The 15,195-nt window shown below is 53.0% G+C and carries 17 protein-coding genes and 1 other annotated feature; of the genes, 16 read left to right on the top strand and 1 reads right to left on the bottom strand.

Going from position 1 to position 15,195, the window contains the following annotated elements; all coding sequences use genetic code 11:
* Positions 1 to 63 precede the first annotated feature (63 nt).
* The 9 genes from DEP07_RS06875 to DEP07_RS06835 all read left to right on the top strand — a co-directional run bounded on the left by DEP07_RS06875 (position 64) and on the right by DEP07_RS06835 (position 7,363).
* Entirely contained in the window at positions 64 to 1,554 is a 1,491-nt protein-coding gene (locus DEP07_RS06875; RefSeq protein ID WP_287102297.1) for an Rne/Rng family ribonuclease, read from the top strand.
* 52 nt (positions 1,555 to 1,606) lie between these two features.
* Positions 1,607 to 1,685, top strand: a sequence feature (ribosomal protein L21 leader region).
* Positions 1,686 to 1,695: 10 nt separating this feature from the next.
* On the top strand, positions 1,696 to 2,007 hold the full coding sequence (gene rplU / locus DEP07_RS06870; protein WP_173597471.1) for a 50S ribosomal protein L21: 312 nt from the start codon (positions 1,696 to 1,698) through the stop codon (positions 2,005 to 2,007).
* Positions 2,008 to 2,022: 15 nt separating this feature from the next.
* Positions 2,023 to 2,373, top strand: coding sequence for a ribosomal-processing cysteine protease Prp (locus DEP07_RS06865; RefSeq protein WP_122964225.1), 351 nt, complete (start codon positions 2,023 to 2,025; stop codon positions 2,371 to 2,373).
* Positions 2,374 to 2,380: 7 nt separating this feature from the next.
* A complete protein-coding gene (gene rpmA / locus DEP07_RS06860) occupies positions 2,381 to 2,674 on the top strand; it encodes a 50S ribosomal protein L27 (RefSeq protein WP_063230242.1) in 294 nt (97 codons plus the stop codon).
* Positions 2,675 to 2,855: 181 nt separating this feature from the next.
* A complete protein-coding gene (locus tag DEP07_RS06855) occupies positions 2,856 to 3,437 on the top strand; it encodes a Spo0B C-terminal domain-containing protein (RefSeq protein ID WP_287102296.1) in 582 nt (193 codons plus the stop codon).
* Between the two features lie 16 nt (positions 3,438 to 3,453).
* Complete coding sequence (gene obgE / locus DEP07_RS06850) at positions 3,454 to 4,731, top strand: GTPase ObgE (RefSeq protein ID WP_122964223.1); 1,278 nt, start codon at positions 3,454 to 3,456, stop codon at positions 4,729 to 4,731.
* 8 nt (positions 4,732 to 4,739) lie between these two features.
* On the top strand, positions 4,740 to 5,405 hold the full coding sequence (locus DEP07_RS06845; RefSeq protein WP_122964222.1) for a PilZ domain-containing protein: 666 nt from the start codon (positions 4,740 to 4,742) through the stop codon (positions 5,403 to 5,405).
* A 290-nt stretch (positions 5,406 to 5,695) separates the two neighbouring features.
* Positions 5,696 to 6,145, top strand: a complete 450-nt coding sequence (locus DEP07_RS06840; protein ID WP_122964221.1) for a DUF1641 domain-containing protein — start codon at positions 5,696 to 5,698, stop codon at positions 6,143 to 6,145.
* Between the two features lie 39 nt (positions 6,146 to 6,184).
* Positions 6,185 to 7,363 (top strand): NAD(P)/FAD-dependent oxidoreductase, encoded by a 1,179-nt coding sequence (locus DEP07_RS06835; RefSeq protein ID WP_280648223.1) that lies wholly within the window; start codon positions 6,185 to 6,187, stop codon positions 7,361 to 7,363.
* A gap of 163 nt (positions 7,364 to 7,526) precedes the next feature.
* Here DEP07_RS06835 and DEP07_RS06830 read toward each other — a convergent pair whose 3' ends face one another.
* On the bottom strand, positions 7,527 to 7,679 hold the full coding sequence (locus DEP07_RS06830) for a hypothetical protein (RefSeq protein WP_167470286.1): 153 nt from the start codon (positions 7,677 to 7,679) through the stop codon (positions 7,527 to 7,529).
* 187 nt (positions 7,680 to 7,866) lie between these two features.
* On the opposite strand from DEP07_RS06830, the gene DEP07_RS06825 reads away from it, so the two are divergent.
* From DEP07_RS06825 to DEP07_RS06795, 7 genes are all read left to right on the top strand, one after another.
* Positions 7,867 to 8,310, top strand: coding sequence for an ACT domain-containing protein (locus tag DEP07_RS06825; RefSeq protein WP_122964219.1), 444 nt, complete (start codon positions 7,867 to 7,869; stop codon positions 8,308 to 8,310).
* A 24-nt stretch (positions 8,311 to 8,334) separates the two neighbouring features.
* Positions 8,335 to 9,636, top strand: coding sequence for a homoserine dehydrogenase (locus DEP07_RS06820; RefSeq protein ID WP_122964218.1), 1,302 nt, complete (start codon positions 8,335 to 8,337; stop codon positions 9,634 to 9,636).
* A complete protein-coding gene (gene thrC / locus DEP07_RS06815) occupies positions 9,636 to 10,718 on the top strand; it encodes a threonine synthase (RefSeq protein WP_122964217.1) in 1,083 nt (360 codons plus the stop codon). Before DEP07_RS06820 ends, thrC begins: the two co-directional genes overlap by 1 nt.
* Positions 10,715 to 11,644, top strand: coding sequence for a homoserine kinase (gene thrB, locus DEP07_RS06810; RefSeq protein WP_122964216.1), 930 nt, complete (start codon positions 10,715 to 10,717; stop codon positions 11,642 to 11,644). Before thrC ends, thrB begins: the two co-directional genes overlap by 4 nt.
* Positions 11,645 to 11,667: 23 nt before the next feature.
* Positions 11,668 to 12,543, top strand: coding sequence for a prephenate dehydratase (pheA, locus tag DEP07_RS06805; RefSeq protein ID WP_122964215.1), 876 nt, complete (start codon positions 11,668 to 11,670; stop codon positions 12,541 to 12,543).
* Positions 12,544 to 12,659: 116 nt separating this feature from the next.
* On the top strand, positions 12,660 to 14,084 hold the full coding sequence (gene safA, locus DEP07_RS06800) for a SafA/ExsA family spore coat assembly protein (RefSeq protein WP_287102295.1): 1,425 nt from the start codon (positions 12,660 to 12,662) through the stop codon (positions 14,082 to 14,084).
* An 11-nt stretch (positions 14,085 to 14,095) separates the two neighbouring features.
* Positions 14,096 to 15,124 carry a phosphotransferase gene (locus DEP07_RS06795; protein ID WP_122964214.1) on the top strand — a complete coding sequence of 343 codons (1,029 nt, stop codon included), beginning with the start codon at positions 14,096 to 14,098 and terminating at the stop codon, positions 15,122 to 15,124.
* Positions 15,125 to 15,195 lie beyond the last annotated feature (71 nt).

The raw sequence follows: 15,195 nt of genomic DNA, 5'->3' as shown, positions 1-15,195 counted from the left end.
CTGTATGTCCGGCAATCCTGCCTGGGTGCCGGAAAAAGGACGGAAGTGCGGAGAGTGAGCGTAATGAGACAATTGGCTATCAGCGGCAGAAGCGGCGTGCAGATCGCGTATTTGGCAGACGGACAGCTGATCGAATGGCGGACGCAGGAGACGGGCGGGCTTGTCAGCGCCGGGGAGATTTACTACGGGCGGATCGCGGACGTAAAACCGGGCATCCAGTCTGCCTTTGTCGACATCGGCTGTGGACAAAACGCGTATTTGTACGTAGATGATACGCTGAACAAAGGAACGGCGGGAAAAGGGAAGCCGAACATTTCCGAGCGGGTGCAAGTTGGTCAAGCGGTTATTTGCCAGGTGACAAAAGAAGCCTCTGAATGGAAGGCTCCAAAAATCTCATTGAAAGTCAGTCTCCAGGGACGTTACCTCGTGTATCTGCCACAAGAAGCGGGGATATCTATATCGCGAAAAATCAGCCAGCCGGAAGAACGGGCACGACTGGAAGAAACCATCGCGCCGCTGCTCGTTGAAGGGGAAGGCGTCATTGTGCGGACGGAAGCGGCTGGCGTGGACGGACAGCAGCTGGCAAACGAACTGGCCTATTTGCGCAAGCGCTGGGAAGGCGTCTGCCAGCAAGCGGAGGCGAAAAAGACGCCGGGTCGGGTCGGTCACGATCTCGATGGAATCGAAGCGATATTGCGCGAAGCTTTGGCGGAAGGGCTTGATGAGGTGATCGTGGAGGATGCTGCCACGTATCGGCAAATCAAAGACATGCTGACAGTCTTTTCTGCCGACGCGGAAAGTTTGCTGCGCAAGCATACAGGCAAAGAGCCGCTGTTTGACGCGCTGCGCTTGGAGGCCAAGCTGGAACAGGCGTTCAGGCGTCAGGTGCCGCTGGCAAACGGCGGACATCTGGTGTTTGACAAGACAGAAGCCATGACCGTGATCGATGTCAATACCGGCTCTTTTACCGGAGCGGGCGGCCAGCAAAGGGAGCAGGCAGTCACGGCAACCAACGTGGAGGCGGCCAAAGAAATAGCCAGACAGCTCAGATTGCGCGACATTGGCGGGATCGTCGTCATCGATTTTATCGATATGAAAGAGTCTGCCAACAAAGAACGCGTGCTGTCGACGCTGAAAAGAGAGCTTGCCCGCGATGCGACACCTTCTACAGTCCATGGCATGACAGCGCTTGGACTGGTCGAATTGACGCGCAAGCGGGTGAGAGCGAGTCTCTCTGAGCGGCTGATGGAAACGTGCGCGGTGTGTGATGGGCGCGGGCGAATTTTGCGCGGGGATGAGAGCATCCGGCGGTTGCAAAACGAACTTGCAGGATTGGCCCGTTCGCAGCAAGTGGAGGCAGCTGTGGTGGAGCTTTCCGGCAGATTGTTCCAACTCGTCGAGCAGTTGGAGACGACAGGGGATGAAAAAAGCTGGCCGCTACGCGTCTTCAAGCGTGAGGAGCCGCGGCTCGCTCCGGACGAGTACCGGATTGCATATGCGGGAAATACGGCAGAAGCAAAGCGTCTGTACGAAAAACAATGGAAAATAACTTGACTGGGCAATTGCAGCTATGATAACCTAATGGTTGTCATGCAGCTATGCCCCGTGCATACTGTAACCGCACGAATCGGGTACATAAGTCGCCGCCAGACGGCGCACCTGTAGAGGCGAGTCTGAGTATAGGAGGTGCACACAGTGTACGCAATTATCGAAACCGGTGGAAAGCAATACAAAGTTGAAGAGGGTTCCGTTCTCTTCATCGAGAAATTGGCTGGCAACGAAGGAGAATCTGTTACTTTTGACAAAGTTCTCTTCGTAAGCAAAGACGGCAAAGTTACTGCAGGAGCTCCTACAGTAGCTGGTGCAACGGTAACTGGTAAAGTAGAAAAACACGGTAAAGCTGCAAAAATTATCGTGTACAAATACAAAGCCAAGAAAAACTACCGTCGCAAACAAGGTCACCGTCAACCGTTCACCAAAGTTGTGATCGAAAAGATCAACGCTTAATTTTGGTGACCTGATATGATTGAAGTGATCGTGAGCCGTGCGCAGCACGGTATCCATGAAATTTGTATTTCCGGACATGCCAATGCGGGTGCCTATGGGGCGGACATCGTTTGTTCTGCCGTGTCAGGCATCAGCTTTGGTATATTAAACAGCGTGCAGCCGTTGACAGGACTGACACCGCAAGTATCAGTCGCCCAAGAAGGCGGCGGCTTTCTAAAATGGACGCTGGCTTCGCAAGAAGCGGCGGACATACTAGAAAAGCAGCAGCTTTTGGCTGAGAGCATGGTGATCGCTCTGTTATCGGTAGAAGCGCAGTACGGGAAATACGTAAAAGTGAATGACCATAAATGGCAGGGAGGTGTCTGATATGAACATGCTGTTTAATTTGGACCTTCAGTTTTTCGCATCGAAAAAAGGGGTAGGTTCCACTAAAAACGGACGCGATTCCATTTCCAAACGTCTGGGCGTGAAACGTGGTGACGGTCAATTCGTTACTGCCGGAAACATCCTCGTTCGCCAACGCGGAACGAAGATCTACCCAGGTACGAACGTAATGAAAGGCGGAGACGACACTCTGTTTGCAACTGCAGATGGTGTTGTTCGTTTCAAGCGTCTGGGCCGCGATCGCAAACAAGTTGTGATCGAGCCAGTTGCTTCCGAAGCGTAAATATTTTTCCAAAAGAAAACCCAGCATCGGTGCTGGGTTTTCTTTTTGGTTTCGGGTAGGCGGATTTTGGGAATAAGACTTGTGTCAAAATAGTTGGGCGCAGCCAAGTTTTCTCATTGTCTGGCCCCCTTTTATGGTACAATAGTTAAGAAAGAAATTCTTATCGACTTGGGTGAATGTGATGGGGGACGAGCGGAGACTGCTTACGCATCAGACAGACCAGCTGTTGGCCGTACTGAACCGGCAGCGGCATGACTGGTTGAACCACGTTCAGGTTCTGCTCGGCTATTTGCATATGAACCGTACTGAGCAGGGAGAGGCGCATTTGAAGCGCATCGCGCAGATGGCGATGCAGGAATCGATGGTCGCCCGTTTGAACAACTCCCTGTTGTCCGTCTTCTTCTTGACATTCAATGCGCTGAACAAGGAAATGCTTTTGGAAGTAGACGTGTGCAATGACGTGGATCTCACGCGAATAGCATTAGGCGAGCAGCACTTGTTTCAGTTGGTGTCAGAGATATTATGCACAGTGAACGATCATGTAGACCAAAGCGGCTACGAACCAGCCAGTATGCAAGTAAGCTTGCAGGCGGATCAACGAGGCGTTCATTTTCGTTTTGACCTGGCCGGAGAGCTGAATGCATCCAGAATGGAAAAATTGGAAAAGCTGATACGGAATAGCGAGCAAAGTACGGTGGAGGTCACCGAGTGGATACATACGGAAGACGAATGGGTTCTGGATTTGCTGGTTCCATTCGCGTAATGAAAGAGGTGGCACCATGTTTGTCGATCAGGTAAAAGTTTATGTCAAAGGTGGAGACGGCGGTAACGGAGCCGTTTCTTTCCGCAGAGAGAAGTACGTGCCACTGGGCGGGCCAGCAGGTGGCGATGGTGGAAAAGGCGGAGATGTCATATTCGAGGTGGACGAAGGACTGCGCACGCTCGTAGACTTCCGCTACCAAAGACACTTCAAGGCAACACGCGGCGAGCACGGCCGCAACAAGTCGCAGCACGGAGCCGGTGCGGAGGATATGGTTGTTCGCGTACCGCCGGGAACGACTGTGATCGATGACGATACAAAAGAAGTCATCGCCGATCTGATCGAGCATGGTCAGCGTGCTGTGATCGCCAAAGGCGGACGCGGTGGACGGGGTAATATCCGTTTTGCCAATTCGTCGAATCCGGCGCCGCATATTTCCGAGAACGGCGAGCCTGGCCAAGAGCGCTACATCGTCATGGAGCTGAAGCTGATTGCCGACGTCGGTCTGGTTGGTTATCCGAGCGTAGGGAAGTCTACGCTGCTCTCCAGTGTGACCGCAGCGAAGCCAAAAATTGCTGCCTATCACTTTACTACATTGACTCCGAATCTCGGTGTCGTGGATTTGGGCGAACAGAGCTTCGTCATGGCTGACTTGCCAGGGCTGATTGAGGGAGCGCACGAAGGTGTGGGGCTTGGTCATCAATTCCTGCGCCACGTAGAGCGCACTCGTCTGATTGTCCATGTCATTGACATGGCGGGAGTGGATGGACGCGATCCGTACGAAGACTATTTGCAGATCAACCGCGAGCTGAAGCTGTACAACTTGAAGCTCGAAGATCGTCCGCAAATCGTTGCTGCCAACAAGATGGACGTGCCGGAAGCGGCCGAAAATTTGCAGCGCTTCAAAGAAAAAGTGCCAGGTGTTCAAGTTTTCGAAATCTCGGCAGCGACCCAGCAAGGTGTCAAGGAACTGATGTACGCAGTAGGCGAGACATTGTCCACAATTCCGGACAAGCCGACAGTCGAAGAAGTACAAGAAGTGGAAGAGCGCGTGATGTTCCGTGCGGAGAAAGAGCCGGAGCCGTTTGAAATCACTCGCGACAACGAAGTATTCGTGATCAGCGGGGAAAAAATCGAGAAGCTGGTGCGCATGACGAACCTCAACAGCTATGACGCAGCTCAGCGCTTCGCGAGACAGATGCGCAGCATGGGTGTGGACGAGGCATTGCGCAAACACGGTGCAAGAGACGGGGATACCGTTCGGATTGGCAAATTAGAGTTTGACTTTGTGGAGTGACAAATAGAATGATTGATATCCCATCCCTCACCCCTTTTATGGCGGACAAACGCCTCCAACGCGGTGCTTCATTGCCGATGATGATCTCTAGACAGGTCAAATCGCCCATTCAAGTAATGGTTGAGCATGTCAAAAGTAGTTATCTCGTCGTTTCTCTTGAGATGAAGGCCGATGCAAAGGCCGAACTGCTCGGATCAACGGTGCGTGTTCGGTGGGAATCGGATGCGGCGATTAACACGATTGATCTGGAAGTGATTTCGGAAGAAACGATATGGCCTATCAAGCTGTTGGCGATGGTTCCGGTCAGCGTCGGCGTCGAGATTGCCACAGGCCGCAAGCAGGAACCCATTCCGCCCGGGATCGACATTCGCGTCCCGTACAAGGTGATGGGCGCAAGACCGATCGAGGAAAAAGGGGAGGCTGTGCTGCTGAAATTTTCCCCTACACGACTGATACTCGCAACAGAAGGTTATGTGGCAAAAGGGGAGTTTCTCCACCTTTCTTTCACGGTTCCTTCGACTGGGCAAGAAATCGTCATGATGGCAAAAATCGTGGAAAAGACCTTCGAAGACAAGCAGACAGTAATCGAGTTAATTTTTACGGATATCAATGAAAAACATCACCAAGTCATCAAAGATTACTATAAAAAGCTCTCAACTGCCGCTTCTTCCTAAGGAAGCGGTTTTTTTCCTTTGCTGTTCCCGCGAAGAAGGTATATAGTAGAGTACATAGAGTTCTAAATCGAGCCTGTTCACCTGATGGATTTGTTCTGTGCTTTTTCCTGAATATCACTTTGTGAAATCATGCACTTTTGATTATTCCACGTAGCTGTATCATTCGCTTTGTGAAAAATATTACAAGCACACGTGCTTTTCGGTATTTTGGGAGAATAGCGGCCGTAACTCGTATGAACAGGCATCGAGAATGAAGGCCTCTATTCCAAAGCAAAGGAGGACGTTTTTCCATGTCTCAAACAACCACGCAACAAGCTCAAGCAGAAGTAGCAAGCACAGCTACTCTGGCACCTGAGCAACAAATGGATGTACTCGATCAGTTGATGAAACCAGAAATTCAAGAATCCCTGAATGTATTGGTGGCAAACTTGCCAAAACTGGCCGAGATGACAACTATCCTCACCAAAACGTACGACCTGGTAAACACCGTAGCTAACGATCATGTACTCATCGACGACATCAAGGGCGGTATGGAAGAGTTCGTCAAACCGATTTCCGACAAGGCAAAAGGCATCGCGCAAGCGGCTATTGAAGCAAACGACCGCGCACACACTGAGGAAACGACCGTTGGCTTGTTTGGCATGCTCAAAATGCTGAAAGATCCGCAAGTGCAAAAAACATTGCGTTTTGCACAAGCATTCCTCGAAGTTTTGGCTGAGCGCCAACAACAAAAACGCTAATTACGATAACCTACGAGAGACAAGGACGGAGGATTAGGCATGGCGAAGCATATTCTCATTCTGGGCGGCGGCTACGGCGGTTTGCTGTCCGCTTTGACTGCACGCAAATACATGACGGCGGAAGAGGCGACGATCACGGTTGTGAACCGTTTCCCTACGCACCAAATCATCACGGAGCTGCACCGTTTGGCAGTAGGCAACCTGTCTGAACAAAACGTGGCACTGCCATTGGAAAGACTGCTGCGTGGAAAAGACATCAACCTGGTGATCGACACTGTTGAAAAAATCGGTCTGGAATCGCAACGCGTCACTTTGACGAGCGGCGAGAGCATCAAATACGATGCACTCGTAGTTGCTCTGGGCAGCGAAACCGCATTCTTCGGTATCCCTGGCTTGCAAGAGTACAGCTTTACACTGAAATCCGTAGAGGAAGCGAACCGTCTGCGCGCGCACCTCGAAGAGCGCGTAGTGGAATACAGCAAGAGCAAAAACAAAGCCGATGCGACTTTCGTGGTTGGCGGCGGCGGTCTGACCGGCATCGAGCTGGTTGGCGAATTTGCTGACATGCTGCCTGATCTTTGCCGCAAGTACGGCGTAGATTTTGCAGACCTGTCCATCTATTGCGTAGAGGCAGGACCATCGATCCTCGCGGGCTTTGCTCCTGACCTGGTAGAGCGTGCAAAAACTAGCCTGGAAAAACGTGGCGTTCAGTTCCTGACTGGCGTTCCTGTAACCGAAATGAAAGAAACAACCGTTTGCCTGAAAGACGGCAACACCATCGAAACCAAAACAATGGTTTGGACTGGTGGCGTTCAAGGAAATCGCGTAGTGGCTGAGTGCGGCATCGAAGTAAACCGCGGTCGCGCAACTGTGACTGAGTTCCTGCAATCCACTTCTCATCCGGATGTATTCCTCGCGGGAGACAGTGCAGTGGTTATGGGGCCAGAAGGCCGTCCATACCCGCCAACTGCTCAATTGGCATGGCAAATGGGTGAAGTGGTTGGCTACAACTTGTTCGCTCACTTCAACGGCTCCAAAATGGACACGTTCAAGCCAGTCTTCTCCGGTACTCTCGGAAGCTTGGGCCGCAAAGATGCCATCGGAACCATCGGTGCAAGCCAGTTGAAGCTGAAAGGCTTGCCAGCTACGCTGATGAAGGAAGCGAGCAACGTGCGCTACCTGACTCACATCAACGGCTTGTCTTCGCTCGCGTACTAAACCAAAAACAACCATACGAACAAGCGTCAAACCCCGGGATACACAAATCCCGGGGTTTTTTTCTTTACAAAACAGCTCGCTCGCTTTTAGCAAGGGAAATGTGCCTGCTTGCGCCTGACCATACGCCTGTGGCCGTTTGCTGAAAAAGCTTGGCCGTTGACGGCTATTTATTGCCGCTCGGGTCCTCGATGATGTTAGGCGATTGCGCCATTTTTTTGCCCCGAAGATCAGAACCGAACTGCTCCAGGCTGCTCGGTTTTCCAGCCGGATGATTGTTGCGGCGCTCCGATTTGTCTGACTTTCCGCGTCCTGCCATTCGTGCTTCACCTCCTCTTTTTCTTGCCGCTTTTAGTGTGTACGAAGATCGACATAGCCATGTAACCCAGGTGAACCGAATATGGTTCCATGAAAAAAGTTGGCGATGAAGGATTGTCACAGCGAGTACTATCCGTTATAATGTCCTCTATGAAGAAACAACTGTTTTTCTCAGGAGGACACAACACGTGAAACGGGAAGAGAAGTTCTACTTGATACGATCTGACATCTTACCAGAATCAATCGTCAAGACGATCGAAGCGAAAAAGATGCTGGAATCCGGCGAAGTGGACACCGTGAATGAGGCAGTAGATCGAGTGGGACTGAGCCGGAGTGCATTTTACAAATACAAGGACGGGATCTTTCCCTTCAATGCCATGATGAGCGAAAAGATCATGACGATCACGTTTTCGCTGGAGCACATGTCCGGTTATTTGTCGAAGGTGCTCACGTATGTTGCAGAACAAGGCGGGAACGTCCTGACGATCAATCAGACGATTCCGCTGCAAGGGATTGCCAATATTTCCATGTCTGTCGATATGGCCAATCTGCGCGTATCCAGCACGGAATTTCTGGAAAGCTTGCAAGAAATCCCCGGCGTTCGCAAAGCGATGATCGTCGGTAGAGGGTAAAAGAAGGGTAGGAGGAGAGAAACAATGGAGAAGCAAAGCATCAAGCTGGGGTTAATGGGGTTTGGAACAGTCGGGACTGGGGTTGTCCGCATCATTTCTGCTCATCAGGACGATTTGCAAAAGCAGACCGGACTGGGGATTGAGATCACGAAGATTCTCGTGCAGGATGCCGAGAAGTCGCGCAATATCGCCGCCATGGAAAATTTGCTGACGACAGAGCCTGCCGAGCTTCTGGATGATCCGGACATCGAGGTAATCGTCGAGGTAATTGGCGGCATCCACCCGGCCAAAGAATACATCCTCCAGGCGCTGGAGCGCGGCAAGCACGTAGTCACTGCCAACAAAGATTTGATGGCCTTGCATGGGGCTGAAATCTTGAACAAGGCGCAAGAAAAAGGCTGTGACGTGTTTTATGAAGCGAGCGTAGCGGGCGGGATTCCGATTTTGCGCGCTTTGGTGGAAGGCTTTTCCTCCGATCGCATTACGAAAATGATGGGGATCGTCAACGGGACGACCAACTATATTTTGACCAAAATGAGCCAAGAGGGCGCAGATTACAGCGACGTCCTCAAAGAAGCGCAAGCGCTGGGCTACGCGGAAGCGAATCCTACCTCCGATGTCGAAGGTTTTGACGCAGCCCGCAAGATGGCGATTCTCGCCACACTCGGTTTCCGCGTGCCGATGAAGCTGGAAGATGTGGACGTCAAAGGAATCAGTGCGGTAAGCAAGCAAGACATCGCATACGGCAAGCAGTTGGGCTATGAAATCAAGCTGTTGGGTCTGGCCCGCCGCGACGAGGAAGCGATCGAGGTAAGCGTGCAGCCGACGATGGTGCCGAAATCGCATCCGCTTGCTTCTGTCAACGGCGTGTTCAATGCGGTGTACGTACACGGGGAAGCCGTAGGCGAGACGATGTTTTACGGCCCGGGCGCAGGCGAGCTTCCGACCGCAACCGCAGTCGTGTCCGATCTGGTCACGGTTGTGAAAAACCGAAAGCTGGGCGTAAACGGACGCGGGATGGTTGCGCCGTACAAGGAAAAAGTGCTTAAAGACGACAGCCAAAAGCTGTCCAAATATTTCCTGCGAATCGTGGTGGCGGACAAACGCGGCGTTTTGGCAAAGATTACCCAGTTGCTGGCGGACAAAAACATTTCGCTGGAGCAAGTCATTCAGCAGCCGTACAACAATGGCGGCGAAGCGGAGATCATCATGGTGACGCACCAATCGTCCAAGAGCGATATGGATGGGGTCATCGCCTATATGGAACAAATGGACATCATCTCCAAAGTGGAGAGCTGCTACCGTGTAGAAGGGGGAGACAAGTAATGAGTTTTGATCGTCAATCTGGCATTATTGCGCGCTACCGGGAGTTTCTTCCGGTTACGGACAAGACACCGTTGGTCAGTCTGCACGAAGGAAACACTCCGCTGATCCATGCGGCGAACTTGTCCAAGAAGCTGGGAGTCGAGCTGTATGTAAAATATGAAGGACTGAATCCGACAGGCTCGTTCAAAGACAGAGGCATGGTCATGGCTGTTGCCAAAGCAGTGGAGGAAGGCAGCAAAACGATCATGTGCGCTTCCACCGGAAATACGTCTGCGGCAGCAGCGGCGTATGCAGCGCGTTCCGGTCTGCGCTGCATCGTCCTGATCCCGAGCGGCAACATCGCGCTGGGCAAGCTGGCGCAAGCGATCGCATACGGTGCCGAGGTCATCGCTATCGACGGCAACTTTGACGAAGCGCTGAATATCGTGCGCGACATTACGGCGAAAGAGCCGATTACGCTTGTGAACTCCGTCAACCCTTACCGGATCGAAGGACAAAAGACAGCAGCGTTCGAAGTGTGCGACGCTCTGGCAGATGCACCGGACATTTTGGCGATTCCCGTAGGAAATGCCGGAAACATCACCGCCTACTGGAAAGGCTTCAAGGAGTATAAGGAAGCAGGCAAATCAAGCCGTTTGCCGCACATGTACGGCTTCCAGGCGGCGGGGGCCGCTCCGCTGGTGCTCGGACAGCCTGTACCCAATCCGGAAACAATCGCGACTGCGATCCGCATCGGAAACCCTGCGAGCAAGGACGGCGCTTTACATGCGATTTCTGAATCGAACGGTCTTGTTGACAGCGTGACAGACGATGAAATTTTGCAGGCATACCAGCTGCTGGCCAAAGAAGAGGGCGTTTTCTGCGAACCGGCTTCTGCTGCCTCCCTGGCCGGAATCATCAAGCTGCATCGAGCAAACAAACTGCCGCAAGGTGTCAAGGTTGCGTGCGTTTTGACAGGAAACGGCTTGAAAGATCCAAACATCGCCCTGAAGCTCGTTGGAGAAGAGCCACGCTCAGTGCCTGCGACACATGAAGCCGTCATGGAGCTGGTTCGCCAGAGCGGGAGAGAAGTCGTCTCATGAGCAGTCAGCGTGTAAAAGTAACGATTCCCGCAAGCACAGCCAATCTGGGGCCAGGCTTTGATGCTTTGGGAATGGCATTTCAATTGTATTCCGTAGTAGAAATGGAAATCAGTGACCGGACCACCGTCGAGCTGGTTGGCAAAGAGCTGGAAGGCACACCTGCGGACAAAAGCAACTTGTTGTATCAAGTAGCAGCGAGTCTGTTTCAGGAAGCAGGGCTTGCCGTGCCGGAGCTTGCCATACGCGCATCGAGTGAAGCTCCCCTGACCCGCGGGCTGGGGAGCAGTGCGGCTGCGATTGTCGGAGCATTGGTGGCGGCCAATCAACTCGCTGGCGAGCCATTTAGCCACGAGCAGCTTTTCGCCCGCGCCACAGCACTGGAAGGACATCCAGACAACGTCGGAGCCTCCCTGTTTGGCGGGATCATCGTGGCGACTATGCCAGAGACGATCGAAGAACCTGTTCCTTACGTTCGATTTTCCCCTCCCGCCGGATTGCAGACACTCGTCGTGATCCCGGATTTCATGCTGGAGACGACAAAAGCGCGGAACGTCTTGCCACAGGTGTACAGCAAAGAAGATGTTGTATATAATGTGGGACATAGCAGTTTGCTTGTTGCCGCTTTGGCACAAGGCAGACTAGACCTGATGGGACGGGCCATGTCGGATCGGCTGCATCAGCCGTACCGCGCTAAACTTGTACCTGGCTTGAACGAAATCCTGGACAAAGCGACTGAGCACGGTGCCGTAGGTGCTGCCTTGAGCGGCGCGGGACCAACCATCCTGTGCTTCTTTTCTTCCGCGGAAGAGGAGGGGCAACTGCGCGCATTCGTGGACAGAGTGATGAAAGGACACGGCATTGCCTACCGTGTAATGATTTTGCAGCCGGACGAAAATGGCGTACAAGTAGAAATCCATCAGAGATAGAGCATAGTGGATAGGAGAACGCCATGGAGAAGAAACTTGCTTTTCTCGGACCACGCGGAACATTCACAGAAGAGGCGGCGCGGACTTTGACGCAACGCCAGCCGCTCTCGCTCGTTCCGTATCCGAGCATCATCGATGTGCTTGATGCTGTTTCCAACAAGGAAGTGGCATTCGGGGTCGTGCCGATGGAAAATTCCATCGAGGGTACCGTCAATTCGACTTTGGACTGGCTCATTCACGAGGTCGATTTGCCGATCCTGGCTGAGCTGGCGCTGCCGATTGCGCAAAACTTGCTGGTAGCCAAAAGAGAGCAAGCCTTGCCTTTGTCTGCAATCACAAAAGTGTTGTCACACCCGCAAGCGATTGCCCAGAGCCACAATTTCTTGCGGGAAAACTTGCCGCACGCCAAGATCGAGTACATGAACAGCACGGCACTGGCTGCAAAAACGGTGAGCGAGCATCCCGAGGAGCCGTGGGCTGCTGTTGGCACGAAGCTGAATGTGGAGATTTACCCGCTGGAGTTCGCCCGCGAACAAATTCAAGATTATTCGAATAACTACACGCGTTTTGTGCTGGTCGGCACGGAGCCGTTGGAGTTGCAGGCGTCCTCACGCGAGAAAACGACGATACTTGTCACGCTGCCGGAAGATTTCCCTGGTGCGCTGTATCAAGTGTTGGCCGCGTTTGCCTGGAGAAAGGTCAACCTGTCGCGGATTGAGTCCCGGCCGACGAAAAAAGCGCTGGGAAGCTACTATTTTGTCATCGATATCGAGCAAAAGATGGACGATGTCCTCTTGCCGGGCGCATTTGCCGAGATTGAAGCTATCGGTTGTCAGGTGCGTCAGCTGGGAACGTATCCGTTTTATATGCAAGGAGCCAAGCTGGAAGCCAATTTGTAAAAATTGGCTTCTTTCTTTTTTCTCCCCTGCAAGCGTAAAAGCGAAGGCCGCCAAGGAGCAAAAAGCCCATGGGTGCATACCATGGTAGGGAGTTTTTACGCAAGGGAGGAGAAACATTGAGGATTCACATCGTACAAAAGGGCGACAGCATGTGGAAGATCGCCAAAAGATATGGCGTCGATTACAAGGAACTGCTTCGCTTAAACAGCCAGGTCAAAACTCCCGACACGCTCTATCCAGGAGCAAGAATCAAAATTCCGACGAAGAGCGTTCCTGTCAGGCCCCAGCCACGAACAACGCCTCATCCGATGAGTGAGGCAGCTCCATATGTAAAAGAACGTCCGCGGACAGAAGCAGAGTCGGAGGAAGTGCCGAGACAAATTGAGCGGCGGCCGATTGAGCCTGAGGAAGAAGTGCAAATCGAATCGGAAACGAGAATCACGCAGGAAGCGCCGTCTACACCTCCGGCAAAAGAGCGGCCGCCAGCGTCTCCAGGCCCACTCGTGTCTCCGGAGACGATCCAGCCCACACCAACGCCTGCACCTACACCTACACCTGTGCCGACTTTGCAGCCGCAAAGGGTGCTTCCGCCTGCGCCTTCAGCGCCGAATATCATGTCGGAGCCTACGAGTCCGCCGGCACTGCCGACACCTACACGGCCGTTCGTTCCGCCTGCGCCGCCAACACAGGTCAGTCCGTACATTTACCAGCCGCCTAGTCCGCCAAACATCGGGATGCCGAACATACCGCCGATGCCGCCAACACAGATCAGCCCATTTCAGCCGCAAACACCGCCAGCTATCATGTGCCCGCCATGCCCGCCTGTGCAGGTGCAACCAACCAGACCGCCAGCCCAAGTGAGGCCGTTTACACAAATGCCGCCCGCACAGGTTCGTCCAATGCCACCAATGCCGCCCATGCAGCAGCGTCCTATGCCGCCATTCATGCCGCCTGCGCCGCAGCTTAGGCCATGCCCGCCCGTGCGACCATGCCCACCGTGTGCCGCACCGAGGATGCAACAGCCAATGCCTCCTGGCAGGCAGCAGCAGCTACTAAGCCCTCAACAGATGGGGCCAATGCCATCCCAAAGACCGTTTGGCGGCCCTGGTCAGCCGATGTTTCCTTATCGGCCATTTATGGGTCCGGGGCAAATGATGCCGCCATTTCCGGGGATGGGCATGATGCCATTCGGACCGCCACCACCAATGCCACCAATGATGCCGCCGATGATGCGACCAATGCCGTTCCCTATGCCGCTCTATCCGATGCCCATGCCGTTTCCGCCGCCACCGCCACCGCCAAGACGGCCGCATCCGCAGTTGCCTGTATGCCCAGAACCAGTGGAATCATCGTCTTCATCATGTGAGTGTTCCTCGGACAGCCCGGAATTGAGAAGGCGCAGAAGCGCGAAAAGCAGCCGTGGCCCGCAGCCGTTTCACAACAACATGATGTTCCCTCCTTCCCAATGTGTCGCTTCCATGCCGGAACAAGGCGCATGGCCTAACTGGGGAGACGGACTCGATGAATCCTCTTCGTACTGAGAGGGACGGTTATGAACAAAGGACTCATACCAGCGATCGAAAAAGCTTTTCGTTGTGAGGTGCACGGGGTTAAGCCTAAGAGGAATGTCAATCTGCTCAAAACAGACCGGGGACACTGGATCATCAAAGGGTATAAGCAGTTGGAAAAAGCAGTATGGGTCACGGAGTTAGCCGACGCCTTGAGGCAAAAAGGCTTTGTTCACACAGTTCACTACGTATCAACTACCGAGGGTGCCAAAATATTTCCTTTCGAGGATCGCTATTACACCATCATGAAGCTGATTGATGGCGAGGAAGCGGATAACGCGTCACTCTTTGATGTGAAAAAGACAGCAGAGACGTTGGCGCGGTTTCATGTCGCGGCTCAAGGCTTCCCTGTCGTTCATTCCTATGCCTACGAGGGCAAGCCAGCCTTGCTCGACAAGTGGGAGAGTCGGATGGAATACTTTGAACGACTGACGTGGATGATTGAGCAAAACGGCCCGCAAAACAAACTGGAGCAAGTCATTGCCCACGCTGCCGATGAGGTGCTGCGTGACGGTCAGCAACTGCTGCAATCCGCCCACAAGCTTCCGCTGATTCCGGAAATGTATATGGCGATGGAAAGAGGCACATTGGCGCATCGCGACGTCGCCAGCCACAATTTTTTGCTGACGCAGCGAGGGAATTGCTATTTGATCGATCTGGATACGGTCGGACACGACATCCAGCTTGTCGATCTCGTCCAGCTGATGTCGCGGATGCTGTTGATGCAGGAATATCGGATGGAATCGTTCGTAGAGGCGATGGAGGCATACAGTAAAATCAATTACTTGAGCGACACCCAGATTTGGGCGGTTCATCAATTGCTCCGTTATCCGGACAATTTTTTGCGCGAGGTGACCGGGCTGTACAGCAGGCGTCCCGGTTATCATATGCGCGGCGTTTTGCAACTGGTGATGCTGGAGGGGAGACTTGCCCAAAATCGCCAACAATTTTTGAACGATGGGGAGCGCATCTTCCAGCGTTCGCCCTGGGGTGAATATCATTTTGTCGGATAACCGATTTTGGCAAGAAAAAACATCCCTCGATCATGAGGGATGTTTGTCTTGGTGCGCCACGCATGGCGATT

It is taken from the genome of Brevibacillus sp. (genome assembly GCF_003521185.1).
GTDB classification, from domain to species: Bacteria; Bacillota; Bacilli; order Brevibacillales; family Brevibacillaceae; genus Brevibacillus; species Brevibacillus parabrevis.
Note: the sequence above shows the minus strand (reverse complement) of the source record. Positions and strands in the feature narration are given on the sequence as shown.